The sequence below is a fragment of the Bacillus sp. ABR genome (genome assembly GCF_056172715.1).
In genome coordinates this window covers 97904-121995 of record NZ_JAOYSL010000005.1, presented here as the reverse complement: position 1 = coordinate 121995, position 24092 = coordinate 97904, and the positions used below count along the sequence as shown (strand labels likewise).

The following is a 24092-nucleotide window of genomic DNA, read 5'->3' as shown; positions in this document are numbered from 1 at the left end:
GTGAACAGATGAAAAGAGAAAAGGAAGAGCTTGTGAACATACGTCCATTAACCGAAACGGATTTAGAGGCAGTGTGGCATTTAAAATTTAAAGCACCAGACCAGTCCTATCGAAATTGGAATGCCCCTTATTTTTATGAACACGAAATCCCGCTTTCTGCATTTAAGAAACGTTACTTACAGGATGAATCTATTCCCCAAAAGCTATATGGCATTGAAATAGACGGTGATATCAAAGGTACCGTATCATATTATTGGGAGAATGAACGTACACGGTGGCTTGAATGCGGCATTGTCATTTATGACTCACGCTTTTGGAGCGGTGGCATTGGGACAAAGGCATTAAATCTATGGATTGATGTATTATTTACGCATATTGATATCCCTCGAATTGGTCTAACCACTTGGTCAGGGAATGAACGGATGATGCGGTGCGCAGAGAAATGCGGATTTGTCCTTGAGGGGAGACTGAGAAAGGTCCGTTATTATCAAGGAGGGTATTATGATTCGATGCGCTACGGAATGCTGAGAGAAGAATGGCGAAGCCTCCCGCGCAATATTCTCTGAATCATTATTTTTTTAGGAAAAAAGCATCATATAATGGAATGAACTGAAGAAGAAGGGTGGCAGATGAATGTGGGCTGGATAACTGGATGGTTTGTTTCTATTTTAGTCGCAATCTATCTATTGATAGATGCACCAAAACATGGGAAAAATAAATGGTTATGGTCTATTTTAGGTCTTTTATTCGGGCTCTTTGCATTTGGGATATACCTCATCAAAACAGGAAGAAAAGGATTGGGCTGGACAGTTCTGATCGTGTCCATCATCATCTATTCTATTGTTATGCTAGTCTATGTCTTTTACTTCCTGTTGCTGATCATCGGATACTCAAACGCATCATAGAGAGCGCGTATACATAATAAGGGGGAGTTTAATCTTGAGAATAACGGGTCTATTCGTTTCACTTGCTGTTGCTATCTATTTATGGTTTGATGCGCCAAAGCATCACAAAGACAAATGGCTGTGGGCCATTTTAGGCGTGCTTTTTAGTACCATCGTACTCGGTATTTATTTGATCAAGACAGAGAGGAAGGGGCTGGGCTGGACGATCTTGATTTTAACCATCTTGTTTTATCTCATGCTGCTCATCTCTGTTTTAATCGGTGTAATTCTTTTTTATCAGGCGCCTTCATGAAGAAGGGCCTTTTTCTTTTACCTTTTGAGCCGGCACACCAGCAATAACGATCTGCTCTTCATGAAAGGAATGATTCACCACGGCATTTGCTCCAATTGAGATATGATTTGCGATATAAATGTCTCCAAACAGCTTAGCACCGGGCCCAATCCATACGTGATCTCCAATGGTTGGTACATCCTTTTCGGAATGGTTTTGACCAATATTCACCCCTTGATGAATATCACAAAATGCCCCAATTTTTGCGTGCTTATTCACAATTAAGAGGCCAGTATGATTGATTCTAAGGCCGGGGCCAAAGACGCCAATCGGGATATCAAAGCCAAGCTGCATCCCTTTCTTTTTATGTAAATAGCGGTAAAACCATTTGCGCAATGTAGCGCCGCTATTAGAATAGTATTCATATTTTCGTAAATACCTTTGATATTTCCATATATCGTCCCCAAACCATTTTGGCCTTCTGCGCGTGATAGCTAATGCTTTTTTATCCTGCTTTAAGTAATGGTGAAGATCTTGCTTTGTTAAAATCATCAAAATTCCCCTCTCCATCCCTTATGATTCAGAGAAATTATACCATCCAAACCATTTATATCAAGAAAAAACAGTGTGATTTCTTCAATTTTCTACCTTCATTTCATCCAAATTTCTGCATAAAATGAGCGCTTTGAATTGAATAGAACAAATGAACCAGGAAAAATGATTTGTAATTTTTTTCAATGTCAATCCGTCTCATGCGTTCCATCTCCTTATGGCAGTAAGGTTTGTAAAAATTACTCGAAAATACTCATTAAAAAGAGAATATTGTATTCATATGCTTTTCGAATCATCTTTTTGAATACAATTGACTTTCCTATCTCACATCCTCTAGGCTAGTAAATGAAAATGATAATGATAATCTTTATCAATTGGAGGAGTGTTTTATTATGTCCATCAAAACCGTTTCTAAAAATCAGCAATTTTTAGAGCAGCAAAGTCAAAGAGAATCTAATGCAAGGTCTTACCCGAGACGGTTCCCATTAGCCATGCAAAAAGCCGAGGGCATGATCGTGACAGATGCGGATGGCAGAGAGTTTTATGACTGTCTAGCAGGCGCAGGAACACTTGCACTTGGCCACAATCATCCGGTTGTGATAGAAGCTATTGAACGTATGCTTCATGAAAAAAGGCCATTGCATACGTTGGACATAACCTCAGAAATTAAAGAAGAGTTTGTGAATGAAATTTTTTCTCACCTGCCAGAAGAGTTTGCAAAGAGAGCAAAAATTCAATTTTGTGGACCAACTGGCGGTGATGCCATAGAAGCTGCGATTAAATTAGTCAAGACAGCGACAGGAAATCGTTCCATTCTTTCTTTCCACGGTGCTTATCACGGTGCGACACATGGCACGATGTCATTAAGTGGGAATTTGTCTCCAAAGGAAAGAGTGCAAGGGTTAATCCCAGATGTGCATTTCATGCCTTATCCATATGAATATCGCTGCCCATTCGGAATTGGCGGGAAAGATTCACACCGCATTTCCAGCTCTTATATTGAGCGTGTATTAAATGATCCTGAAAGTGGTATTCTTCCGCCAGCAGGTATGATCTTTGAAGCAGTACAAGGTGAGGGAGGCTCAATTCCAGCATCTATTGAATGGATGCAAGAAATGAGAAGAATCACAAATGAAAAAGGTATTCCGCTCATCATCGATGAGGTTCAATCAGGCATTGGCCGAACAGGTAAGATGTTTGCTTTTGAACATGCAGGAATTGTGCCGGACGTCATTGTATTATCTAAAGCCATTGGTGGCAGCCTGCCGCTTTCAGTTGTGATTTATGATAAAGATTTGGATCAATGGAATCCAGGTGCACACATTGGCACATTTAGAGGAAATCAAATGGCAATGGCTGCAGGAACCGCTACGCTTAAATTTATAAAAGAAACGAATCTGCTTGATCATGTTGACCAGTTAGGGAATCGCATGCAGGCTCATCTAAAAGACATTCAAAAAAATGTACCTGCTATCGGTGATGTTCGAGGAAGAGGATTAATGATTGGTGCTGAAATAGTTAATCCAAATGAAAAGCAGGACGTGGATGGAAGTTATCCAGCAAATCCTGAGCTAGCCAGTCTCATTCAAAAGAATTGCTTCGATAAAGGCTTAATTGTAGAGACAGGAGGCCGTTTCGGCAGCGTCATTCGATTCTTACCGCCATTGATCATGACTGAAGAACAGCTTGAACAAGTTATCGCTATTTTCAAAGAGGCCGTTTACGATGCAATCAACTAAAGCTTCTGTGGATTCATTATTTATCAATCAAAGTCAGCTTGGAAGAGAGTCCTTCCAAGCGGCTCTTCATACATCTATCGACAGCTTACTGGAACAGTGGCAAAAAGACCAAGGACCATACAGTGGAATATTGCCTGGGAAATTAGCGACTAGTGTCGAATCATTATTTCAGTTTCAACCGTCTGGCGAATCAATTGAATCTGTCTTTCAAGATATAAAGCAGCACCTTTTGCCACATCTGGTTGATGTATCGCATCCAAAATGCTTGGCACATTTGCATTGCCCGCCGCTTATACCTGCGCTTGCCGCAGAGGTGATAGTAAGTTCATTTAACCAATCAATGGATTCCTTCGATCAAAGCGGTATTGCATCTTTGGTTGAGGAGGAAATTCTAAAGTGGCTATGTGCGAAGTTTTCTTATGGAAATTTAGCAGATGGGACATTTACGAGCGGTGGAACCCAATCTAACTACATGGGGCTGCTTCTTGCAAGAGATGCTTTTTGTGAAAACACATGGCAATGGAATGTTCAGCAGAAAGGCTTGCCGAGTGAGGCTCACCGCATGAGAATTCTTTGCTCTAAGAATGCTCACTTCACTGTTAAAAAATCTGCATCCCAGCTAGGCTTAGGGGAGCAGGCGGTTGTTCTGATAGAGACAGATGAGCATCACCGCATGGACCTCAACGATTTGAAGAAGAAACTTGTTGAGTTAAAGGAACAGGATCTCCTGCCTTTTGCGCTAGTGGCGACTTGCGGGACAACTGATTTTGGCAGTATTGACCCGGTTCGAGGTGTGTATGACATCGTCAAACCATACGGTCTGTGGATACACGCAGATGCTGCCTATGGTGGAGCGCTTGTATTAAGTGAAAACTACCGAGATAAATTAGATGGTGTTGAGCTGGCTGATTCCATCACGATCGACTTTCATAAACAATTTTATCAGTCGATCTCCTGCGGGGCATTTCTGCTGAAGGATAAAAGGCATTTCGGCTTGATCAATTATCATGCAGATTATCTTAATCCAAAAGAAGATGAACTGGATGGAATACTACATCTCGTCAATAAATCTGTCCAAACGACGCGCCGGTTTGATGCACTGAAATTGCTTCTTTCTCTTCGTCTGATTGGGGAGAAAGGGTTTGGTGACATGATTGACCATACCATTGATTTTGCGAAGGATGTGGCTGCGCTTATCGAGAGCAATGATCACCTTGAAGTGATCAATCCTGAGCCAGAAATCAATGCAGTAGTGTTTCGATTTAAGGGTGCGGATGACATCAATAAAATCATCCATCGAACGCTATTCACATCAGGAACTGCTGTCATTGCAAAAACAGTGGTGGATGGTCAAACATGCTTGAAATTCACTTTATTAAATCCGAGAACGACAATCACACATATTGAGGAAATCCTTTCTGACATCGTTGATATCGGGATCGCTCATATTCAATCCGGGAGGGTACTACGTTGAGTCAATATAAACAAATGGCTGAAAATGCAACTATGCAAAGCTTTTTAAACTGTTTTTTACGTGAAACAGGAATCGATCGATCTGCAAAAAAAGAGACGAAAGCAGATGGTTCGCTTGTATTCGTGGCAAAACTAGCAAAGCAAGACCTTGAGCTTGTGATTCCGATCCGATATTTTTCAACTATAGGCCGCCATCTCTTTGATTTTCCGATTCGCTTTCGTCCGAGTGGCAGCGAGCAAGAGGGGACGATCGTCGATTACACGACACTTGTTGCTTTATGTTCAAAGGAGCTTCTCATTGCATATGGCCGCACAGATGCAGAGGATGAATTCATGTTTCGCATCATTTTAAGCTGCAGAAATATTGAACGATTCTTAAGGGAGAGAGAAAGTGATCAAGCTGCTTTATCTCAAGCTGATTTTGAGTACATCGAGGCTGAACAGTCACTTCTCCTTGGACATTTAACACATCCAACACCAAAAAGCAGACAAGGGATGACAGAAGAGGAGGAAGACGTCTATTCTCCTGAGCTGAAAGGGGCTTTCCAGCTTCATTACTTTAAAGCGCACCATTCGATTGTGCTTCAGGATTCATCTATTTCACAACCTGCGGCAAGTCTCATGTTAGAAGAGCTTTCGCGTCAAGTGCCAGAAGAAACAGAGAGACTGAATAGGATAACAGAAAACGGAGAATATGTGCTCATTCCAATTCATCCGCTGCAAGTCAAAGTGGTCATGGAGAAGGCATTCGTGAAGCGTTATATAGAGGAGGGGAAACTGACTTATTTAGGACCGCTGGGGTCTGAATACACAGCGACCTCATCCTTTAGAACGGTCTATCAAAAGGATTCTGCTTACATGCTCAAATTCTCTGTTCCTGTGAAAATTACGAACTCGTTACGCATCAATAAACAAAAGGAACTGGATCGAGGAGTAGAGATGTCCCGCATCTTAAAAACAGAATTAGGCGTTTCTTTATATGAAAAATTCTCTGGATTCCGGGTCATTGAAGATCCTGCATATCTATCTATTCGAGGAGATGAAGCGGAATCTGGCTTTGAAGTGGTCATTCGTCAAAATCCATTCTTGCATCGTGAAAAAGGCGCAAGCTTAATTGCTGGGCTATGTCAGGATCATGCGTACGGAGGAAAATCAAGATTAGCAGGAATTATTCATAAACTTGCAGATGCAGAAGGCCGGTCAACAGAAGCGGTCAGCCAAGATTGGTTTAAACAATACTTAACCATTTCGTTAAAGCCGATGCTCTGGCTATTTGAAACGTATGGTCTTGCACTCGAGGCCCATCAGCAAAATGCTGTTGTGCAAATGAAGGATGGTTATCCAGACACCTTCTATTATCGTGACAATCAAGGCTACTATTATAGTGAATCAAAAAAAGATAAGCTCGCAAATCTAGTTCAAAACTTGAGCGTAAGAAGTGAAACCATTTGTGCGGATGATGTAGCCGTTGAGAGACTCCGTTATTATTTCTTCTTTAATCATTTATTTGGTCTCATTAATGGCTTTGGCACAGAAGGTCTAGCAAAGGAAGAAGACTTGCTGGCACTCGTGAGAGATACATTGCTTGCTCATGAGGAGATGTACGGAGCTTCTGATCTGACAAACAGCCTTCTCCGTTCAAAAGAACTTCCTTCAAAAGCGAATTTGCTGACACGATTTGAAGATATGGATGAGCTGACAGGGTCTCTGGAAACACAGTCTCGTTACACAGCTGTCTTGAATCCGCTCTTTTTACATAAGGAGGCGCTGATTGGATGAGGCATCGTATTAGGTTTATTCGTGCTGAATATGAAAGAGACGTCCAGCTTGTCCATAAATGGATGCAAGAAGAGTATGTTCACCCATTTTGGCATTTGAATATTCCGTTTCCTGCTTTTGAAAAGCATTTTTATCAGGCAATACATGATCCGCATCAAACCCTTTATTTAGGCACGATTGATGGGACGCCAATGAGTTATTTTGAGGCTTACAACGTGAAAGGAGATATCATTGAATCCTACTATGAGCCTTCTCCGCATGATCAAGGCATTCACCTGTTAATAGGGGAGCCGGATTATGTGGGAAAAGGATTTGCTGCGCCGCTCCTTCAGGCAATGACAGCATTTCAATTTGAGCAGAACAAACGAACAGAAAAAATCGTCGCTGAGCCGGATATTCGCAATGAAAAAATGATTCATGTATTTGAAAAATGCGGCTTTGAACGTGTAAAACCAGTCACTTTACCGGATAAAACAGGTCTTTTGATGTTTTGTGATCGAGAACGATTCGAAAGGAAGTATAACCATGACGCGGTTCAACAAGCAAAATAATATAGTGGATGTAATTGGGATCGGCATTGGCCCGTTTAACCTTGGACTTGCCGCATTATCTGAAGAGGTAAATGAAATCGACGCTTTGTTTTTTGAAAGAAGTGAAGCCTTTCACTGGCACCCAGGTATGCTCATTGAAGGGACAACACTGCAAGTCCCATTTTTAGCGGACCTTGTCAGCATGGCAGATGTGAAAAGCAAATATAGCTTTCTCAACTATTTGCAGGAACAAAACCGTTTGTATTCATTTTACTTTTTAGAGGACTTCCATATCCCGCGCAAGGAATACAGTCATTACTGTCGCTGGGTCGCTGACCAGTTAGACTCTTGCCGATTTGGCATGAACGTCGAATCTGTCTCACTGGTTGAAAAGGCAGGGGAAAAGCGGTATGAAGTGCATGTCCGTCATGTGAAGGATCAAACTGTAGAGGTGTTTGAAAGCAAACATCTTGTCTTAGGAATTGGCACGCAGCCCGCAGTGCCAGCATCGCTCCAGCCAGCTTTAGGAGAGAAGGTTTTTCACTCAGCTGACTATTTAAAACGAAAGAAAGAAGGCTGTTTCAAAGGGAAATCTGTCACAGTTATCGGCTCTGGTCAAAGTGCAGCAGAAGTGTTTTATGACATTTTATCAGATGATGAAGCGAAGGATATTCACTGGTTCACACGGTCAAAAGGATTTTTCCCAATGGAATATTCAAACCTAGGGCTGGAGTATTTCTCCCCTGACTATATTGATTTCTTTTATGAGCTTCCGCAAACAAAAAAGGATGCGTTATTAAAACAGCAAGACTTGCTGTATAAAGGCATCAGTTCGGCAATGATTCGTGATATTTATCATTTGCTTTATGAACGTTCTGCCTGCGGAACGCAGCTGAACACAGTGCTTCAAGCCATGACGGAGGTCAACTTGATTGAGGAAACAGCGGGCGGATTATCACTTTCCTGCTCGCAGTGGGTCAAGGAAGAATCTTTTACGCATGAGACAGATATTGTTGTATTGGCGACTGGCTATCAATCCGTTCTGCCGCCATTTATCAACCCTATTTCTCACCACATTCAATGGGATGATCAAGGACGTTTCCAAGTGGAACGTGAATATCGTTTGAAAACAAATACGATGGGTGAAAATGATATTTTTGTACAAAATGCAGAGCTTCATACACATGGGGTCGGCGCTCCAGATTTGGGGCTGGGGGCTTATCGAAACAGTGTGATCATCAATGAACTTGCTCGTCAAACCGTGTATCCACTTTATCAAAAGCACGTCTTCCAGACATTTGGTACACACAAGAACGCACACACATTTGAAGAAATCAAAGGTTAAGGAGGATGAAGCGATGAGTGTACAAGATGAATTGAAAAAAGCGGTGAATCCTGCTGCTTGGAAAAAGGCAAACCAGAGAATGGTGGCAAAAATGCTGTCCGAATACATGTATGAGGACATGCTTCATCCTGTCGAGCTGGATCGTAAGGATGGCATTGCCCAGTATGAATTAATCATTCATGAACATAAGAAATATCGTTATCTGGCAAAACCTCGGTTGTTTGATAGTTTTGATACAATCGCTGAATCAATTGAGTGCTGCCAGGATGGAAAGTGGTCAAAGGATGTCAGTGCCATTGTGTTTTTACTAGACATTCAGCCGATCATTCCAATGTCCTCTGACACAACAGGCCATCTTATCAAAGAGCTTCACCATACTTTGTTAGCCGATGTCCATTTGCTGTCGAAAAAAGCGCTTCGTGCGGATGAGCTGACAGATACGGATTATGCATGGATTGAAGGAGAAATGACAGGCCATCCTTGGATTGTGTATAACAAAGGGCGTATAGGATTCAGCTACGATGATTACTTAGCCTATGCACCAGAACGTCAAGAATGTGTGCAGCTGTCTTGGATTGCTGTTCACAGGGAGCTTGCGACATTCCATGCAGTCGATCATGAAAACTATGAGCAGGTGATCGCCAAAGAATTAGATGAAGTCACGATTCGTCAATTTCAACGTGTGTTAAAGGATGAAGGACTGAATGCAGCTGACTATTATATGATGCCTGTCCATCAGTGGCAGTGGACGCATATGATTATTCAGCATTTTCCGGAAGATTTGGCCTTGCGCCGGATTGTGTATTTAGGAGAGGGGCTGGATCAATATATCCCGCAGCAGTCGATCAGAACCTTTACAAATATCTCAAATAAAGGCAAGCATCATATTAAACTGCCAATGAGTATTTTAAATACACTTGTGTACCGTGGACTCCCATCAGAACGTACGGTCATTGCCCCGCGCATTACAGCACATATTAAAGGGATTGCGGATCAAGACTCATTTTTATCTGATGTGTGCCGCGTCATTTTACCAGGTGAGAATGCAAGTATCAATGTCGATCATCCATACTACAGCAAACTGCCTGGTGCGCCGTATCAATATCTCGAGATGCTCGGTGTCATTTTTAGAGAAAGCATTTATACGTACTTAGAAGAAGGGGAAAGCCCTGTTACACTTGCGGCACTCACATATGAGGATCATGAAGGAGAGCCGTATATCAAGCAGCTGATTGAAAAATCAGGTCTCTCCGCAAAAGAATGGATGGCGAAGTTTTTCCATGTCGTGATGCCTCCGCTTTTGCACTTTATGTATCAATACGGCACAGTCTTTTCACCGCATGGTCAAAATACGATTCTTGTGTTAAAAAATCATCAGCCGCATCGTTTAGCGATCAAAGATTTCGTTGATGATGTGAATATAAGTGACCAGCCGCTGCCTGAATTAGCTTCACTAGAAGAAGATTTAAAAGAAGTGCTGCGCAGTGAGCCGCCAGAAGGTCTAGTACAATTTATCTTTACAGGATTATTTATTTGCAATCTGCGCTATGTATCCAACGTATTAGACAATCACGATCTGTTAGATGAAACGACTCTTTGGCGTTTGCTTGCTGATGAAATTCAGCAGTATCAAAATCAATTCCCACAGCTAAAAGACCGTTTTGAATTATTTGATCTATTCCAGCCGAAGCTGACAAAGCTTTGCTTAAATCGTAATCGAATGATTGATTATGGCTATGGAGATGGAGATGACCGCCCGCATGCATCAGAGCATGGGAAGGTCACAAATGCACTCGCTCATGTTCTTTCGTCAGTTGGAGAGAAGTAATAAAAAAGCTGTAGACATCAAGTGTACAGCTCAGCATGTAGACAAACCCTCGCATTCGGTGTCAGGTCTGCGTGCCGGTGCTCACGAATGTCACATTCGCTCCGCGCCGGTACTCGTCCTTCCTATACTGCAAAGGTTTTCTATCACGCTGAAAAGAAGACAAAGGGCTAAAATAAAGATCATTTTAGCCCTTTGTCAACAATCTGAAGCTGTAGACATCAAGTGTCTACAGCTTGTTTGTTTTTTAAGAAAATGCTTGAGAGGCAAGGAAATAGAAAAGGGCGGGATCATTTAGTTTTTCTTTTCCGCGAATCATCATAAAATGAGCTACGTTTGTTTTTGTAAATCCTGCTTCAACAAGTGTTTCATGCAGGCGTTCAGCTGTTTCTTGCTGCATATCTAAACGAATTGCCCCTGAATAAGACGAGATGAGTGATTGGATGAGCGAGAGAGCGGTTTGTTCATCGTTTGCTGTAAGCGGTCCAATCATGAGATTAGCAGGGGTTTCGATGCCAAATGCAAAGCCAGTTGTTTCATGATGTTCATTCTGTGCGATCAGCCGGAACGATGCTCGATCCATTCGCTTTCTTATAAAGCTAGATCGATTGGTGCCTGCACCTTTTTCGTCAAGTGCTTCAATAGACGGGAGATGAGTTTCATCAGCGGGAGACAGATGAATCTTATCTGACACCTGAAGCGCAGTAGGATTTGTTTTCTGTGCTTTGTATGTATGAATGTAGCCGGCCGTTTGAAATCCGATTTTTTCGTAAACGGGCTGTCCTTGTACAGTAGCAGTTAAAACGACAGGAACACTTTGATCGCTCCGGCGAAGCAGGGTGTCAATCATTTTCCGCGCAAGGCCTAAGCCTCGATGCGTCTCAGAAACAATAACGGCACCAATTGATGCTACTTTATCATATTGGAAAAGTCCCGCACATGAGATGATTTGTCCATCTGCTGTTGAAAAACCAGTAAAATATCCGTTTGTTAAAAGAGATGTAAGCTCATCCGCATTGTAATCAGGCCAGTCGACCTCTTTTGACAATGCGATAAGATCGGGTATGTCATCGAGTGTTAATGTTCGTTGTACAACGTTTTCCAATACACGCAACTCCTTCTTAGCTGATTTCATCTATATGTATCGTACCATAAGAAAGCATAAGAAAAAGGAAAAGGGAGATCCTTTTCATTCAGCGTGTATCAAAAAAGAACCCCCAATCACGGAGGTTCTAATCTTAATGAACATTAAAATATCGAGCTTCAGGGTGGGAGACGACGATCGCTGAAACAGATGCTTCAGGTTCCATCATGAATCCTTCTGTCAGATGGATGCCGAATTTTTCAGGCTGAAGCAGCTTGAACAACTTTTCTTGGTCCTCAAGATTTGGACACGCTGGATAACCAAAGGAATAGCGCTGCCCTTGATATTTCGCCTGGAATCGTTTTTCCATTGTAAAATCGACTGGGTCAGGGAAGCCCCATTTGTCACGAATCAATTGGTGGGTTCTTTCAGCTAATCCTTCTGCAAGCTCAAGTGCCAGAGCTTGGACAGCATGCATTTTTAAATAATCTCCTTCTTGCTTAAATTGCTGCGCGACTTCACGTATACGCGCGCCGGCTGTGACGGCGAATAAGGCAATATAATCTTTCTCGTTTTCATCATTTTTCCGTACATAATCAGAAATGGAGCGGTACGGGAGCTTCTCCTGCCTTGGAAATTGGAACGTTTCGATGATGCGGTCAGGCTTTTCGGGATCATAAATATGCAAATCATTTCCGTCTGAACCGGCAGGGAAGAATTGATACACAAATGCTGGCGCAAACCAGTTTTTCTCTCTGCCTTCGTTTAGAAGATCTGTGACAAGCTGTTTTAATTCCAATGCTTTTGGATGCTGTTCAGCTAATAAGGTTTTGACCTTTCCCTTTAAGCCGAGATGATGACCAATGAGCATTTGTTCATTCACATAAGGCATAATATGATGCAAATCGATGTCCCTCACATAATGGCGTGCGGTATCTTCTGGCGTAAATACCGGTGCCTGAGGAAGGGCTGCGCGTTTTTCTAGTAATTCAATGACAGCTTTCGGCTGCTTTCCTTCTTTCTCCTTGAAAGGTGCCACTGGCTCCTCTTCGGGCTTTGTTTGAAATTGCAGTGGATTCGCTTTTAACTCATTAGCTAATGACAGACCGTCCATGGCATCTTTTGCATAAAGAACAGGTCCATCATAATGAGGCGAAATTTTCATTTTCGTAAATTTGCGAGAAAGGGCAGCACCGCCGACCAAAATAGGAACAGAAATATTGGCCTTTTGTAAATCCTGAGCGGTTAATACCATTTGCTGTGCGGACTTTACAAGTAAGCCTGATAATCCGATCATATCTGGTTTTTCCTTTTGCACAGCTTCAATCAATGTTTGAGGTGTCACCTTGATGCCGAGGTCGACTACTTGAAAGCCGTTATTGCTCAAAATGATGTCCACAAGGTTTTTCCCGATATCATGGACATCTCCTTTTACGGTCGCAAGAAGAATCTTTCCTTTCCCGCTCGCATGCTGCTTTTCCATATATTGCTCAAGGAACGAAACAGATGCTTTCATGACCTCTGCCGATTGAAGCACCTCGGCGACAATCAGTTCGTTTTGATTAAAAAGACGACCAACCTCAGCCATTCCCTGCATTAACGGACCATTGATAATATGAAGCGGCGATTCATATTGCTCCAAAGCAAGGGATAGATCATCGATGAGACCTTCTTTCGTTCCTTCGACGACGTAGAGCGCCAGCCTTTCATCAAGTGATAAGGAGACCTTTGGTTTTTTCTCCGTTTTCTTTTTGCCGCGGTAAAATTGGGTGAATTCAGCCAGTGTTTGGTCATTTGTTTCATAAAGTAAGGTTTCAGCTAGTTTGATTTCTTCCTTTGGAATGGAAGCGAAGCGTTCAAGCTTTTCTGTATTCACAATGGCATAATCAAGCCCTGCTTGCACGCAATGATATAAATAGACGGCATTTAAGATTTCTCTGCCTACAGGCGGAAGTCCGAAAGATACGTTGCTGATGCCTAAAATGGTGAGGCACTCAGGCAGGGTTTCCTTGATCATTTTAATGCCTTTGATCGTTTCTTCAGCGGCGCCAATATATTGCTCGTCTCCAGTGCCTACGGGAAAGACAAGCGGATCAAAAATGATGTCACTTGCAGGAATTCCATATTCCTTCGTTAACAAATCATGCGAACGTATAGCAATTTCAAGCTTTCGTTCTGCTGTCACAGCCATTCCTATTTCATCAATTGTGCCAACAACAAGTGCACCGCCATATAGCTTCACAAGAGGAAGAATCTCTTCAAAACGTTCCACGCCATCCTCAAGATTAATAGAATTGATGATGGCTTTCCCTTGAGAATAGGTGAGTGCCTTTTCGATCACGTGTTTATCCGTTGAATCAATGACAAAAGGGGCTTTCACCTTTTTCATGGCTTCTTGTAAAAAGCCTTCCATGTCTGCTGCCTCATCACGGTCTGGATCGGCGAGACACACATCAACGACGTGAGCGCCATTTTTCACTTGAGCACGAGCAATTTCTGCTGCTTCTTCAAACTTTTGTTCCGCAATGAGCCGTTTGAATTTGCGAGAACCAATGACATTGGTCCGTTCGCCTACAAAAAGAGGACGCATTGAATCCTCATAAATAAGGGGCTCAATTCCTGATACGGTATGCTGCGGTGATTCGCGAGTGATATGACGCGGCTGAATCGTGCGTACTTCATCTGACAATGCTTGAATATGTGCAGGTGTCGTTCCGCAACAGCCGCCGACAATATTTAACCAGCCTTCCTTAGCAAAGGCGGCGATTTTTTTAGCAAGAGAAGCAGGGGATTCATGATATTGGCCTTCTTCATCTGGGAGACCAGCATTCGGATAGCAGCTCACCGCTGACTTTGCGATGGAGGAGAGCGTGCGGATGTGGTCTGTCATAAATTCTGGACCAGTCGCACAGTTCAGGCCCACACTGATGGGTTTCATATGCTCAAGAGAGATATAAAAGGCTTCGATATCCTGACCAGCAAGGGTGGTGCCCATTGGTTCAATCGTTCCTGATACCATGAGTGGTAATTGAATGCCCATCTGCTGAAAGGCTTCCTGAATCCCTTTGAATCCAGCTTTTACATTCAGCATGTCTTGGCTTGTTTCTAAAAGAAGGGCATCACACTTTCCGTCAATTAGAGCGCGGGCTTGTTCTTCATAGTTTCTGACGAGCTCACTGAAGGTTGTGCCGCCTGTTACAGATAATGTTTTCGTTGTTGGGCCCATTGCGCCTACAACAAAACGTGGCTTATCCGGTGTGGAGAAACGGTCTGCTTCAGCCTTTGCCAGCTGTGCAGCTCGAACATTGAGTTCATAGGCAAGGTGGCCAAGCCCATATTCATCAAGGACGAGCTTTGTCGCGCCGAACGTATTTGTTTCAATGAGATCGGCACTTGCTTCGAGGTATTCCCTATGGATCGCACGGATGATGTGAGGGGCTGTCACATTCAAATACTCGTTACAGCCCTCATACTCTTCTCCGCCAAAGTCCTCTGCTGTCAGGTTGGCGTTTTGAATCATTGTGCCCATTGCACCATCAAGGACGAGGATGCGTTTTTTGAGCTGTTCAGTGATAGTTGACATGGATGTTAGACTCCTTTTCTTTCTGATGGATGTAGGTGGTCAGTTCTGCTGTTAAATCTGATCGAAGGAAAGGAGTAATTAAATAAATGCCATTAAACAATTCGCAGGCTGTATCTAATAAAGAGCGGGCAATCGCTAAACCTTCTGCTCGCTGCTTTTCTTTATCCTCGCCAGCCTTAGCCATAATGTCACGAATAGAATCAGATAATTTGATGCCGGGAATTTCGTGATGAATAAACTCTGCATTTCGGCTGCTTGTTAACGGCATAATGCCGATGTAAATAGGTTTATCCAAGTGGCGGCTTTCCTCATGAATTTTCACAAGCTGTTCTTCAGAATAAACAGGCTGTGAAATAAAATAATCAGCGCCGTATTCGATTTTTTTCTCAAGACGTTTGACCGCTTTATCTATATGACGCACATTTGGGTTAAACGCGCCAGCCACTGAAAAATTGGTCTTTTTGCCAAGAGGCTTTCCTGAGAAAGAAAGGCCTTCATTAAATTGCTTGATGAGACGAATCAAATCAAAGGAGGTTAAATCATACACAGATGTTGCACCTGGGAAGTCTCCAATTTTAGATGGATCGCCTGTGATCGCTAAAATATCGGTTAATCCAAGAGTGTCGAGCCCCATTAAATGGGATTGTAGCCCAATCAAATTACGGTCGCGGCATGTGATATGAACAAGAGAACGCATATCAAGCTGCTGCTTTAATAATGCGCCGCAAGCGACATTGCTAATACGCGGAGTTGCAAGAGAATTATCGGCTAACGTTAACGCATCAATGCCAGCATTCTTTAATTCATTTGCAGCAACGAGAAATTTTTCGAAGTTCAGCTTCTTCGGTGGATCGAGCTCTACGATAATCGATCGTTTTTTCACAGCCAGCTCATCAAGACCTGGTTCAGTGCGCTGATCTTGGATGGAAATGATTTCTTCTTTTAACACCTTCACTTCTTTTTCAGTGATCGGTGCTAAATCTTTGACCGCTTCAGCCATTGCGCTAATATGCTGAGGTGTTGTTCCACAGCAGCCTCCGATAATGCGTGCGCCCTGATTTCTAAATTCAAGTGCACTTTTTCGGAAATAATCGTTATCAGTATCATAGACGAGTCTGCCTTCTTCAAGAGAGGGGAGACTACTGTTAGGATAGACAGATAAATGCGAATTTTCTAAAAGTGGAACGCCTTCGAGTGCCTGAATCATGTGATAAGGGCCCAGCCTGCAGTTGATGCCGACGACATCTGCACCAAGAGATGATAACTCAGATAAACCATCCTTCAGCGGGGTACCATCTTGCAAAACGCCTTGTTCATGCATAGATACGTTCATGACAATCGGGAGAGTCGTTTCTTTGCGAGCAATTTGGAGAACAGCCTTTGCTTCTTCTATGTCATAATACGTTTCAAGCAATAATCCGTCAGGCTCTTCATTTAATAGGATATACAGCTGCTCTCTAAAGCTTCGTTTGATTTCTTCTATAGAGTAGGCATTTTTGTTAAACGTTCGAATGCCGCCAATTGTTCCGAGTACATAGGCAGAGCCAGCGGCTGCTTTTGCAATTTGTACCGCTTTTGTATTGATTCGTTTCGTTTCTTCCTCTAAGCCGTAGCGGGATAGTTTAATATAATTCGCACCGTATGTGTTCGTTTGGATGATGTCAGCGCCTGCCTGCACATAAGCTTCGTGCACGCGTTTCACTTCATCCTCTTTCGATAAATTTAATTCTTCAAAACAGCGGTCAATGCCGTAAGAGTATAAAAGTGTTCCCATCGCTCCGTCAGCTATCAGTACGCGATTTTGTAAGTCTTGTAATAGGCCCATTGTATTCCTCCTTATTTCTATGTAACAAAAAAAGCCTTCTGATAAGAAGAAGACTTTTTGGCTGTATCGTAATTCTTCTCCTTATCTTCCAAGCAGTTGCTTGCTGGATTTAGCACCTTGGTCATAGAAAATAGATTTCTACTACACCGGTTGCTGAGGCTTCACAGGGCCAGTCCCTCTGCCTCTCTTGATAAGAAAGCAATATGAACATGTCAATGAATTGAACTTCCATCAACTGTAACGAAAAATGCAGAAATAATCAATGGAAAATTTGAAATTTATCGAAAATTTATAAATTGGACATCAATCGGCAAATCAGCCTTACGCATAAGAGAAATCACCTCTTGTAAATCATCTTTATTTTTCCCTGTCACACGCACTTGGTCATCCTGAAATTGTGATTTCACTTTGATGCCAGACTGCTTGATGAGTGCGTTGATCTTTTTAGCGTTGTCTTGATCAATCCCGCTGATCAGCTTCGCACGCTGGCGTACTGTACCGCCAAGAGCATGCTCGGTTTTTCCGTAATCGATGTTTTTAGTTGGCACATTTCGTTTGATCAGCTTTGTCACAAGTACATCTTTTAGCTGCTCAAGCTTGAAGTCATCATCAGAAATGAGAACAAGTTCTTCTTTTTCGAGAGAAATATCACTTTTACTTCCTTTAAAATCATAACGGTTTTTAATTTCTTTCAGCGCTGCTTGAACAGCGTTTTGCACCTCAGGCAGTTCGACTTTCGATACAATGTCAAATGAGCTTTCTTTTGCCATCACACATGACCTCCAAGTATTGATATTGCGTCTATTTTATCATGCCAATAGGCGAAGAAGAAACTTTATCGAAGAGATGAGGCAAAGAGTTCAGCCGGCTGCGGTATAAATCGTGACCAGTTTGTCCACTTTAGCTAACAGAACTAGAGATGTTCATGCGGGGAGAAGTATAGTAGAATAAAGTGAATCTAAAGATGAACGAACGCTCTTTTATGGGCAGATAGGAAGGAAGAGAACATGAGACCAGGTGAGCAACTGACCTTGCAAATAGAGAACGAAATGGAATACGGCTACTTTTTGACAGATGGTGAAGATTCGGTCCTCCTGCACCGCAGTGAAATGACAGAGGATCTTGATGACCGAGATGAAGTAGAGGTCTATTTATATGTAGATCATGAAGAAAGACTCGCTGCCACAATGAAAATCCCTACAATTAACGCACATACATACGGCTGGGTAGAAGTTGTAGACGTGGTAGAAGACATGGGCGCATTTGTCGATGTTGGACTGTCAAAGGATGCACTTGTAGCAACAGAACACCTCCCGCCATTTGAGGAAGCATGGCCGAAAAAAGGAGACAAACTCTACTGTATGCTGAAAGTCACAAGTTACGGCAGAATGTTCGCAAAACCAGCCACAGAAGACGTGATCAGTGAATTGTTTACTGAGGCACCAGAAACCTTAATGAACAAAGAAATCACTGGAACAATCTATCGTTTAATTGCGACAGGTTCTTTTATGCTGACAGATACAGGCGTGCGAGGGTTTATTCACCGCACGGAACGAAAGGAAGAGCCAAGACTAGGATCGACCGTTACAGGACGCGTTATTGCAGTGAAAGAGGATGGAACCGTGAACGTTTCTCTGCTTCCTAGAAAACAGGATGCATTATCTGTCGATGCAGAAGAAATTTTAACCTATATGAGAACAAGAAACGGCGCCATGCCTTACGGAGACAAAAGTGATCCAGAGGATATCCGCGAAAGATTTCAAATGAGCAAAGCAGCCTTTAAACGAGCACTAGGTCATCTGATGAAAAATGATCTCGTTTATCAAAAAGAAGGCTGGACATACGAGAAAAAGTGAGCATTTGCTCACTTCAGCGTGCAGACAAACCCTCGCATTCGGTGTCAGTCCTGCGTGCCGGTGCTCACGAATGTCAAATTCGCTCCGGTACTCGTCCTTCCTAGGGCTGCAAAGGTTTTCAGGTCACGCTGAAAAGAAGACAAAGTTCTAAAATAAAGTTCATTTTAGCCCTTTGTCAATGATCTAAAAGTGAGCATTTGCTCACTTTTTTATTTTTGTCTTAAATAATGGATTTTTTCTATGAAAAAAGTCATGAAAACCTTCACTATATCATTGAAACAACGCCCCTCAAATCCGATAAAAAAGGAGTAAGGATGATAAAAGGAGTGTGTTTTTGGATGAAAGTGAAGATTTCATTGCTTCTGATGGCAGCTATGCTTATGGTGCTCGCCGCATGCAGTAATCACCAGGAGGGGTCGCCAAAATCAACTGCGAAGCATATTGGCGTTATGCTCACAGATGATGGTCTTGGTGATCAATCATTTAACGATTCATCATTTAAAGGATTAGAAAAAGCACGTGATGAGCTTGGCATTGAATTTGATTATAGAGAAATTGCAGAAACTGATACATATGAAAAAGGGCTGACAGAACTCGTAAAAGATGGTAATGATCTCATTATCGGTGTAGGTTTTAGTATGCAAGAAGACCTAGAAAAAGTCGCAAAGAAATATCCGAAGAAGCAGTTTCTTCTGATCGATGCCGTATCTGAGCTGAAAAATGTGACCTCTGTGACGTTTAAAGAAGAGGAAGGCAGCTATTTAGCAGGTGCACTTGCTGCGATGACAACGAAAAGCGATGTCATTGGATTTGTTGGCGGTGTTGATGCAGACGTCATTCATCGTTTTGAACAAGGGTTTCAAAAAGGCGCCAAATCAGTCAATCCAAAAATCAAAATCTTATCTACCTATGCCGGTACATTTAGTGATGCAGGCAAGGGCGGTAAAATAGCCAAAGATATGATCAAAAAGAAAGCAGACGTTTTATATGCTGCAGCCGGTTATTCAGGTGTTGGTGTATTAAAAGAAGCGCAATCTCAAGGCAAATATGCCATTGGTGTTGACAGCGATCAGTACTATACTGCAGAAAAAGCTGTGATTTCATCTATGGTAAAAAAAGTCGATGAAGTGGTCTATCAATTCAGCGAACAGGTCGTCAAGAACAATCAAATTAAAAGCGGACATGTTGTCTATGACTTAAGCAATGATGGAATCGATATGGCAAAAATCCGGATCTTAAAAAATGCTGAGACACTGACCAAAAAATTAAATGGTCTGAAGCAGACGCTTCTAAAAGAAGAGGGGGGCGCATCATGAGCTTACGCGTCAAAATTTTACTCAACTCACTTATCTCACTTCTTTTAGCAGTTGGCGTCATTGCGTTTATCATTGTCAGCATGACAAAGATCCAATCATCAAATGAAGCAGATGTCCAAACCTTATTAAACGTACAAAAAACGAAGGCAAGCTTTGAAAGTGTCGAGCAAGCGATGACCAATTATTCGATGACACTTTCAGATGAACAGCTAGAGATCGTTCAAAACGATATTTCTACAGCAAAAAAACAGCTGCAAACGTTAAACAAGCATGCAGGAAATTTGAACAAAGAGGCATTAACAAGGTTAAATTCAAAATATGACACATGGACCAAAGAAGCCAACAATGCCATTGGTGAAAAAAACGCCTCGGATGCAAGACGTGTGGCAGCAAGAATTGATGGCGTTTTAAACGATGTGCATACGATGAATAAAAGAGCAGAAGAAGCGTATAAACAAAATCTAGAGGATGCAGCAAACAATGTACAATGGATTATTACAAGTGCACTCGTCTCAGCCCTCACACTGATTGTCATTGCCGTCTTTTTGAATATTGGACTAACGCGATCCATCGTGACACCTATCAAATCACTTTCCTACAGAGCAAAGCAGATCGCAGAAGGGAATCTTGCTGTGGAGCGGACAGATATTCAGCGTAAGGATGAAATCGGCGGCTTGAATGAATCCTTTAATCAAATGACAGATCAGTTGATTAGTTTGATTAAAGAAATCAGCCATGTCTCAAGCCGAGTAGAGACATTCTCGATCCACCTGAATGATGAAAATAAAAAGATGATGGAATCTGCCAATCAAGTATCTGTCTCAACAGACGAAATGGCCAATGGGGCACAAGCGATTTCAGAAGATCTCCAGCATGGCGTCAGCTTGATTGAAAAAATGGATCAGCATGGACGTAAAAATTCCGAACGCTCACAAACGGTCATCCGCAGTACAGAGGATGCCATCGAAGCCGTAGAAAGCGGAAAGCACACGTTAACAGAAACAAAATCAGCGATTGAAAAAAATACACATGCCACGAGACAAATCGAAGAATCAGCAGGAGAATTCACGCAATACGCCAGCGGAATCTCGGCCATGGCCAAAACGGTTTCTGACATTGCGGACCAAACAAACTTACTTTCCTTAAACGCAGCCATTGAAGCGGCAAGGGCAGGCGAAGCTGGAAAAGGCTTTGCCGTTGTAGCAGATGAAATTCGCAAGCTTGCCGATGAATCGTCTAATGCAACAAGACAAATTTTTGACATGGTCAGTCATATTGAAAGAGGGATTCAATCCATTAGTCAAACGGTTCAAGAAGGGGTCAAGCTTTCACTTCAGCAGCAGGATGCGATGGACAAAACCTCACACTCCTTTGAAGATATAGAAACAAAAGCGCAGCATATTAAACAAGAAATGGCGGTCTTAAATGACCAAATTATCCAATCAACAGAACTTGGCGGACAAGTACTGCACTCGATTGAAAATATTAGTGCAGTAGTAGAAGAAACAGCAGCTGGCAGCGAAGAAATTTCTGCCTCAGCCAATGAACAGCTGCAATCGTTCCATCAAATGAACAAACAAGTCGAAGAATTGATGAGTATGACGGCAAGGTTAAATGAAACCGTCCAGCGATTTAAACTTTCATAAGAAAAGCACCCTTCCCGTGTTGTGTCAGGGAAGGGTGCTTTTTATGATCATTTGCCTGTAAAAAAGATCGCAAGCGTGCTAGGTCCTGAATGGGACCCCACAGCGGCGCCGATGATATGAACATCAATTTCTTTAGGATGAAATTCGTCTTCAATCAGTTGTTTCATGTCTTCTGCAAGTGCAGGATCATCACCATGACTAATGCCAACCGTTTGATTAGGCCAATCCGTTCCGCGTTCTTTCATTAGTTCAATAATACGTTTCAGCAGCTTTTTACGTCCGCGGATTTTTTCTAGTGGGATGAGTTTTCCATCTTCGACATGTAAAATGGGTTTAATGCTTAACAAACCGCCAACAAATGCGGACGCTTTACTGATCCTTCCGCCTCTTGCTAAATACGTTAAATCGTCTACAGTAAAAATATGTTGTAAAGATTCACAAAAATGCTTTACAGACGTTTCAATTTCTTGTATTGTATTTCCGTCAATGGCAAGTGATTGAGCGTGTTTGACAGCAAGCCCATAGCCGAGTGAAGCGCATTTAGAATCAATGATTCGTAAATCAAAATCAGGATATTCTTCCTTCACTTCATTTGCCATCATCATAGCTGTCTGATATGTACCTGAAAGCTCTGATGAAAAAGCGACATAGATGGCAGATGTATGGGTTTGAGCGGCAGAGACAAAGGCTTCCTTGATTCGGTTTGGTGAAGCCTGTGACGTTTTTGGACTGGCTCCTTGTCTCATCGCATCAAATACTTGTTTTGGTTCAATGGTGATCAAATCCTCAAATTCCTGCTCGCCAAGCAACACGCGGAGCGGAATGAGTGTTATGTTATGTTCATCATAATAAGAAAGAGGCAGATCAGCAGCACTGTCTGCTATGATATGAACAGTCATATAAATCCCTTCTTTCTAAAAAATAAGCCATATTTTACATCTTTTTAGCCTAACTATATCATAGAAATCATCTTTTCGTGTTCAAATTCTAAATTTTAGGGAAAACCATAGAGAGAATGGTAAGTGGAGGAATGACAACATGTTCATTGGAGAAGCAAAAAAACTCATTGTCGTCGTAATTGGTGCATTACTCAATGCGATTGGACTGAATTTATTCTTAATCCCAGCTGACGTATATGCGAGCGGTTTTACAGGGGTGGCCCAGCTGCTATCCAGCTTAATCGATCAATATGCGCCATTTTATGTATCAACAGGGATTCTATTATTTATTTTAAACATTCCAGTCGGCATTTTAGGCTGGATGAAAGTTGGCCGTTCCTTTACTTTGTACAGCATCATCAGTGTTGCACTAACAACCATTTTCCTTGGCGTTTTACCAGAAACGAGTGTTTCCCATGATATTTTATTAAATGCTGTGTTTGGTGGTGTCATATCCGCCGTAGGGATTGGGATCACGCTCAAATACGGGGCATCGACAGGCGGACTCGACATCGTTGCTATGGTATTAGCAAAATGGAAAGACAAACCAGTTGGCACGTATTTCTTCATTTTAAATGGAATCATCATTTTTACAGCAGGATTATTACAAGGTTGGGAGAAAGCATTATATACGCTTGTCACATTATATGTGACCACAAGGGTCATTGATGCCATCCATACAAGACATGAGAAGCTGACCGCGATGATTGTGACGAAAAAAGCAGATGAAATCAAAGAAGCCATTTACGGAAAAATGGTCAGAGGTATTACGACTGTACCTGCAAAAGGCGCATTCACCAACGAGCAAAAGGAAATGATGGTGATCGTCATTACAAGGTATGAGCTGTATGAACTTGAACAAATTATTAAAGAAGTCGATCCAAAAGCCTTTACAAATATTGTGCAGACAACCAATATTCTTGGATTTTTCAGACGAGATTAAAAAGGTGGGTAGCAGATGAAAAAAGGGTTGGTACTTCTTCTCATTCTATTGTTTTTAGCCGCTTGTGGACAACAAAAAAAGGATGAACCAGACAAGGAGGTTTCCGGTCAAATGGGAGAAAAAACGGTTGTACTCACAGTAGACCCCGTCCAGAAAGGTTCTTCAGTTCAATTTAACATGTCACTGAAAAATGAATCAGATCGAGATATTGAATTTACCTTTAACACAAGCCAAAAATTCGAGCTCAGTGTGTATGACGAAAACGGGAACGAACAATATCGCTATTCGAAAGACCGTATGTTCACACAGGCCATCCAAACTTTTGTGCTGAAAAAAGGCGAGGCCTATGATTTTCAAGACACGTGGTCAAACGGTGTAAAGCCCGGAACATACGAAGCGGTTGTAACGTTTAAAGGAAAAGCAGAAGGGCTGAAACAAATCACGGAGAAGAAAACATTCCAAGTCAAATAAGCAAGGGAATT

At 42.2% G+C, this 24092-nt stretch carries 20 protein-coding genes and 1 riboswitch; of the genes, 14 read left to right on the top strand and 6 right to left on the bottom strand.

Annotation, left to right across the window (positions count from 1 at the left end; translation table 11 throughout):
* The first annotated feature begins 8 nt into the window (after positions 1 to 8).
* From OIT90_RS16045 to OIT90_RS16035, 3 genes are all read left to right on the top strand, one after another.
* Positions 9 to 566 carry a GNAT family N-acetyltransferase gene (locus tag OIT90_RS16045; protein WP_474892733.1) on the top strand — a complete coding sequence of 186 codons (558 nt, stop codon included), beginning with the start codon at positions 9 to 11 and terminating at the stop codon, positions 564 to 566.
* Between the two features lie 63 nt (positions 567 to 629).
* Positions 630 to 905 (top strand): hypothetical protein, encoded by a 276-nt coding sequence (locus OIT90_RS16040; RefSeq protein ID WP_059374898.1) that lies wholly within the window; start codon positions 630 to 632, stop codon positions 903 to 905.
* Between the two features lie 34 nt (positions 906 to 939).
* Positions 940 to 1197 (top strand): hypothetical protein, encoded by a 258-nt coding sequence (locus tag OIT90_RS16035; RefSeq protein ID WP_039177699.1) that lies wholly within the window; start codon positions 940 to 942, stop codon positions 1195 to 1197.
* Here the strand turns inward: OIT90_RS16035 and OIT90_RS16030 are convergent.
* Positions 1192 to 1728 (bottom strand): serine O-acetyltransferase, encoded by a 537-nt coding sequence (locus tag OIT90_RS16030; protein WP_474892732.1) that lies wholly within the window; start codon positions 1726 to 1728, stop codon positions 1192 to 1194. The genes OIT90_RS16035 and OIT90_RS16030 overlap by 6 nt on opposite strands.
* Positions 1729 to 2120: 392 nt before the next feature.
* On the opposite strand from OIT90_RS16030, the gene OIT90_RS16025 reads away from it, so the two are divergent.
* The 6 genes from OIT90_RS16025 to OIT90_RS16000 are packed head-to-tail and all read left to right on the top strand — an operon-like array spanning position 2121 to position 10422.
* Positions 2121 to 3467 carry an aspartate aminotransferase family protein gene (locus OIT90_RS16025; protein ID WP_039177704.1) on the top strand — a complete coding sequence of 449 codons (1347 nt, stop codon included), beginning with the start codon at positions 2121 to 2123 and terminating at the stop codon, positions 3465 to 3467.
* Complete coding sequence (locus tag OIT90_RS16020) at positions 3454 to 4941, top strand: pyridoxal phosphate-dependent decarboxylase family protein (protein ID WP_474892731.1); 1488 nt, start codon at positions 3454 to 3456, stop codon at positions 4939 to 4941. The genes OIT90_RS16025 and OIT90_RS16020 overlap by 14 nt, the downstream gene beginning before the upstream one ends.
* Complete coding sequence (locus OIT90_RS16015; protein WP_474892730.1) at positions 4938 to 6719, top strand: IucA/IucC family protein; 1782 nt, start codon at positions 4938 to 4940, stop codon at positions 6717 to 6719. Before OIT90_RS16020 ends, OIT90_RS16015 begins: the two co-directional genes overlap by 4 nt.
* Positions 6716 to 7270: a GNAT family N-acetyltransferase gene (locus OIT90_RS16010; protein WP_024426511.1), complete on the top strand. Its 555-nt coding sequence runs from the start codon at positions 6716 to 6718 to the stop codon at positions 7268 to 7270. The genes OIT90_RS16015 and OIT90_RS16010 overlap by 4 nt, the downstream gene beginning before the upstream one ends.
* Positions 7245 to 8594 carry a lysine N(6)-hydroxylase/L-ornithine N(5)-oxygenase family protein gene (locus OIT90_RS16005; protein ID WP_338594532.1) on the top strand — a complete coding sequence of 450 codons (1350 nt, stop codon included), beginning with the start codon at positions 7245 to 7247 and terminating at the stop codon, positions 8592 to 8594. Before OIT90_RS16010 ends, OIT90_RS16005 begins: the two co-directional genes overlap by 26 nt.
* Positions 8595 to 8607: 13 nt before the next feature.
* Positions 8608 to 10422 carry an IucA/IucC family protein gene (locus tag OIT90_RS16000; protein WP_260775766.1) on the top strand — a complete coding sequence of 605 codons (1815 nt, stop codon included), beginning with the start codon at positions 8608 to 8610 and terminating at the stop codon, positions 10420 to 10422.
* A gap of 244 nt (positions 10423 to 10666) precedes the next feature.
* Here OIT90_RS16000 and OIT90_RS15995 read toward each other — a convergent pair whose 3' ends face one another.
* The 4 genes from OIT90_RS15995 to OIT90_RS15980 all read right to left on the bottom strand — a co-directional run bounded on the left by OIT90_RS15995 (position 10667) and on the right by OIT90_RS15980 (position 17681).
* Positions 10667 to 11524, bottom strand: coding sequence for a GNAT family N-acetyltransferase (locus OIT90_RS15995; protein WP_474892729.1), 858 nt, complete (start codon positions 11522 to 11524; stop codon positions 10667 to 10669).
* Positions 11525 to 11657: 133 nt separating this feature from the next.
* Positions 11658 to 15086, bottom strand: a complete 3429-nt coding sequence (gene metH / locus OIT90_RS15990) for a methionine synthase (RefSeq protein ID WP_474892728.1) — start codon at positions 15084 to 15086, stop codon at positions 11658 to 11660.
* Positions 15070 to 16911 carry a bifunctional homocysteine S-methyltransferase/methylenetetrahydrofolate reductase gene (locus OIT90_RS15985; protein ID WP_058838834.1) on the bottom strand — a complete coding sequence of 614 codons (1842 nt, stop codon included), beginning with the start codon at positions 16909 to 16911 and terminating at the stop codon, positions 15070 to 15072. Before OIT90_RS15985 ends, metH begins: the two co-directional genes overlap by 17 nt.
* Before the next feature lie 78 nt (positions 16912 to 16989).
* Positions 16990 to 17108, bottom strand: a riboswitch (SAM riboswitch).
* A gap of 81 nt (positions 17109 to 17189) precedes the next feature.
* Complete coding sequence (locus OIT90_RS15980) at positions 17190 to 17681, bottom strand: YajQ family cyclic di-GMP-binding protein (RefSeq protein WP_012009527.1); 492 nt, start codon at positions 17679 to 17681, stop codon at positions 17190 to 17192.
* A gap of 237 nt (positions 17682 to 17918) precedes the next feature.
* Here OIT90_RS15980 and OIT90_RS15975 point away from each other — a divergent pair, with 237 nt between their 5' ends.
* From OIT90_RS15975 to OIT90_RS15965, 3 genes are all read left to right on the top strand, one after another.
* Positions 17919 to 18767: a CvfB family protein gene (locus OIT90_RS15975; protein WP_041089776.1), complete on the top strand. Its 849-nt coding sequence runs from the start codon at positions 17919 to 17921 to the stop codon at positions 18765 to 18767.
* Positions 18768 to 19105: 338 nt separating this feature from the next.
* On the top strand, positions 19106 to 20083 hold the full coding sequence (locus tag OIT90_RS15970; protein WP_474892727.1) for a BMP family lipoprotein: 978 nt from the start codon (positions 19106 to 19108) through the stop codon (positions 20081 to 20083).
* Positions 20080 to 21729: a methyl-accepting chemotaxis protein gene (locus tag OIT90_RS15965; RefSeq protein WP_341083497.1), complete on the top strand. Its 1650-nt coding sequence runs from the start codon at positions 20080 to 20082 to the stop codon at positions 21727 to 21729. The genes OIT90_RS15970 and OIT90_RS15965 overlap by 4 nt, the downstream gene beginning before the upstream one ends.
* A 47-nt stretch (positions 21730 to 21776) precedes the next feature.
* Here the strand turns inward: OIT90_RS15965 and OIT90_RS15960 are convergent, their stop codons facing one another.
* On the bottom strand, positions 21777 to 22628 hold the full coding sequence (locus tag OIT90_RS15960) for a DegV family protein (protein ID WP_144491072.1): 852 nt from the start codon (positions 22626 to 22628) through the stop codon (positions 21777 to 21779).
* 139 nt (positions 22629 to 22767) lie between these two features.
* On the opposite strand from OIT90_RS15960, the gene OIT90_RS15955 reads away from it, so the two are divergent.
* Both OIT90_RS15955 and OIT90_RS15950 read left to right on the top strand, forming a co-directional pair.
* Positions 22768 to 23610, top strand: a complete 843-nt coding sequence (locus tag OIT90_RS15955) for a YitT family protein (RefSeq protein ID WP_039177740.1) — start codon at positions 22768 to 22770, stop codon at positions 23608 to 23610.
* Between the two features lie 15 nt (positions 23611 to 23625).
* Complete coding sequence (locus OIT90_RS15950; protein ID WP_039177744.1) at positions 23626 to 24081, top strand: BsuPI-related putative proteinase inhibitor; 456 nt, start codon at positions 23626 to 23628, stop codon at positions 24079 to 24081.
* Positions 24082 to 24092: the final 11 nt, after the last annotated feature.

Coding starts and splice junctions, on each gene's coding strand:
- OIT90_RS16045 (WP_474892733.1), top strand. CDS start 9: ATGAAAAGAGAAAAGGAAGAGCTTGTGAACATACGTCCATTAACCGAA.
- OIT90_RS16040 (WP_059374898.1), top strand. CDS start 630: ATGAATGTGGGCTGGATAACTGGATGGTTTGTTTCTATTTTAGTCGCA.
- OIT90_RS16030 (WP_474892732.1), bottom strand. CDS start 1,728: ATGATTTTAACAAAGCAAGATCTTCACCATTACTTAAAGCAGGATAAA.
- OIT90_RS16025 (WP_039177704.1), top strand. CDS start 2,121: ATGTCCATCAAAACCGTTTCTAAAAATCAGCAATTTTTAGAGCAGCAA.
- OIT90_RS16020 (WP_474892731.1), top strand. CDS start 3,454: ATGCAATCAACTAAAGCTTCTGTGGATTCATTATTTATCAATCAAAGT.
- OIT90_RS16010 (WP_024426511.1), top strand. CDS start 6,716: ATGAGGCATCGTATTAGGTTTATTCGTGCTGAATATGAAAGAGACGTC.
- OIT90_RS16005 (WP_338594532.1), top strand. CDS start 7,245: ATGACGCGGTTCAACAAGCAAAATAATATAGTGGATGTAATTGGGATC.
- OIT90_RS16000 (WP_260775766.1), top strand. CDS start 8,608: ATGAGTGTACAAGATGAATTGAAAAAAGCGGTGAATCCTGCTGCTTGG.
- metH (WP_474892728.1), bottom strand. CDS start 15,086: ATGTCAACTATCACTGAACAGCTCAAAAAACGCATCCTCGTCCTTGAT.
- OIT90_RS15985 (WP_058838834.1), bottom strand. CDS start 16,911: ATGGGCCTATTACAAGACTTACAAAATCGCGTACTGATAGCTGACGGA.
- OIT90_RS15980 (WP_012009527.1), bottom strand. CDS start 17,681: ATGGCAAAAGAAAGCTCATTTGACATTGTATCGAAAGTCGAACTGCCT.
- OIT90_RS15975 (WP_041089776.1), top strand. CDS start 17,919: ATGAGACCAGGTGAGCAACTGACCTTGCAAATAGAGAACGAAATGGAA.
- OIT90_RS15970 (WP_474892727.1), top strand. CDS start 19,106: ATGAAAGTGAAGATTTCATTGCTTCTGATGGCAGCTATGCTTATGGTG.
- OIT90_RS15965 (WP_341083497.1), top strand. CDS start 20,080: ATGAGCTTACGCGTCAAAATTTTACTCAACTCACTTATCTCACTTCTT.
- OIT90_RS15960 (WP_144491072.1), bottom strand. CDS start 22,628: ATGACTGTTCATATCATAGCAGACAGTGCTGCTGATCTGCCTCTTTCT.
- OIT90_RS15955 (WP_039177740.1), top strand. CDS start 22,768: ATGTTCATTGGAGAAGCAAAAAAACTCATTGTCGTCGTAATTGGTGCA.
- OIT90_RS15950 (WP_039177744.1), top strand. CDS start 23,626: ATGAAAAAAGGGTTGGTACTTCTTCTCATTCTATTGTTTTTAGCCGCT.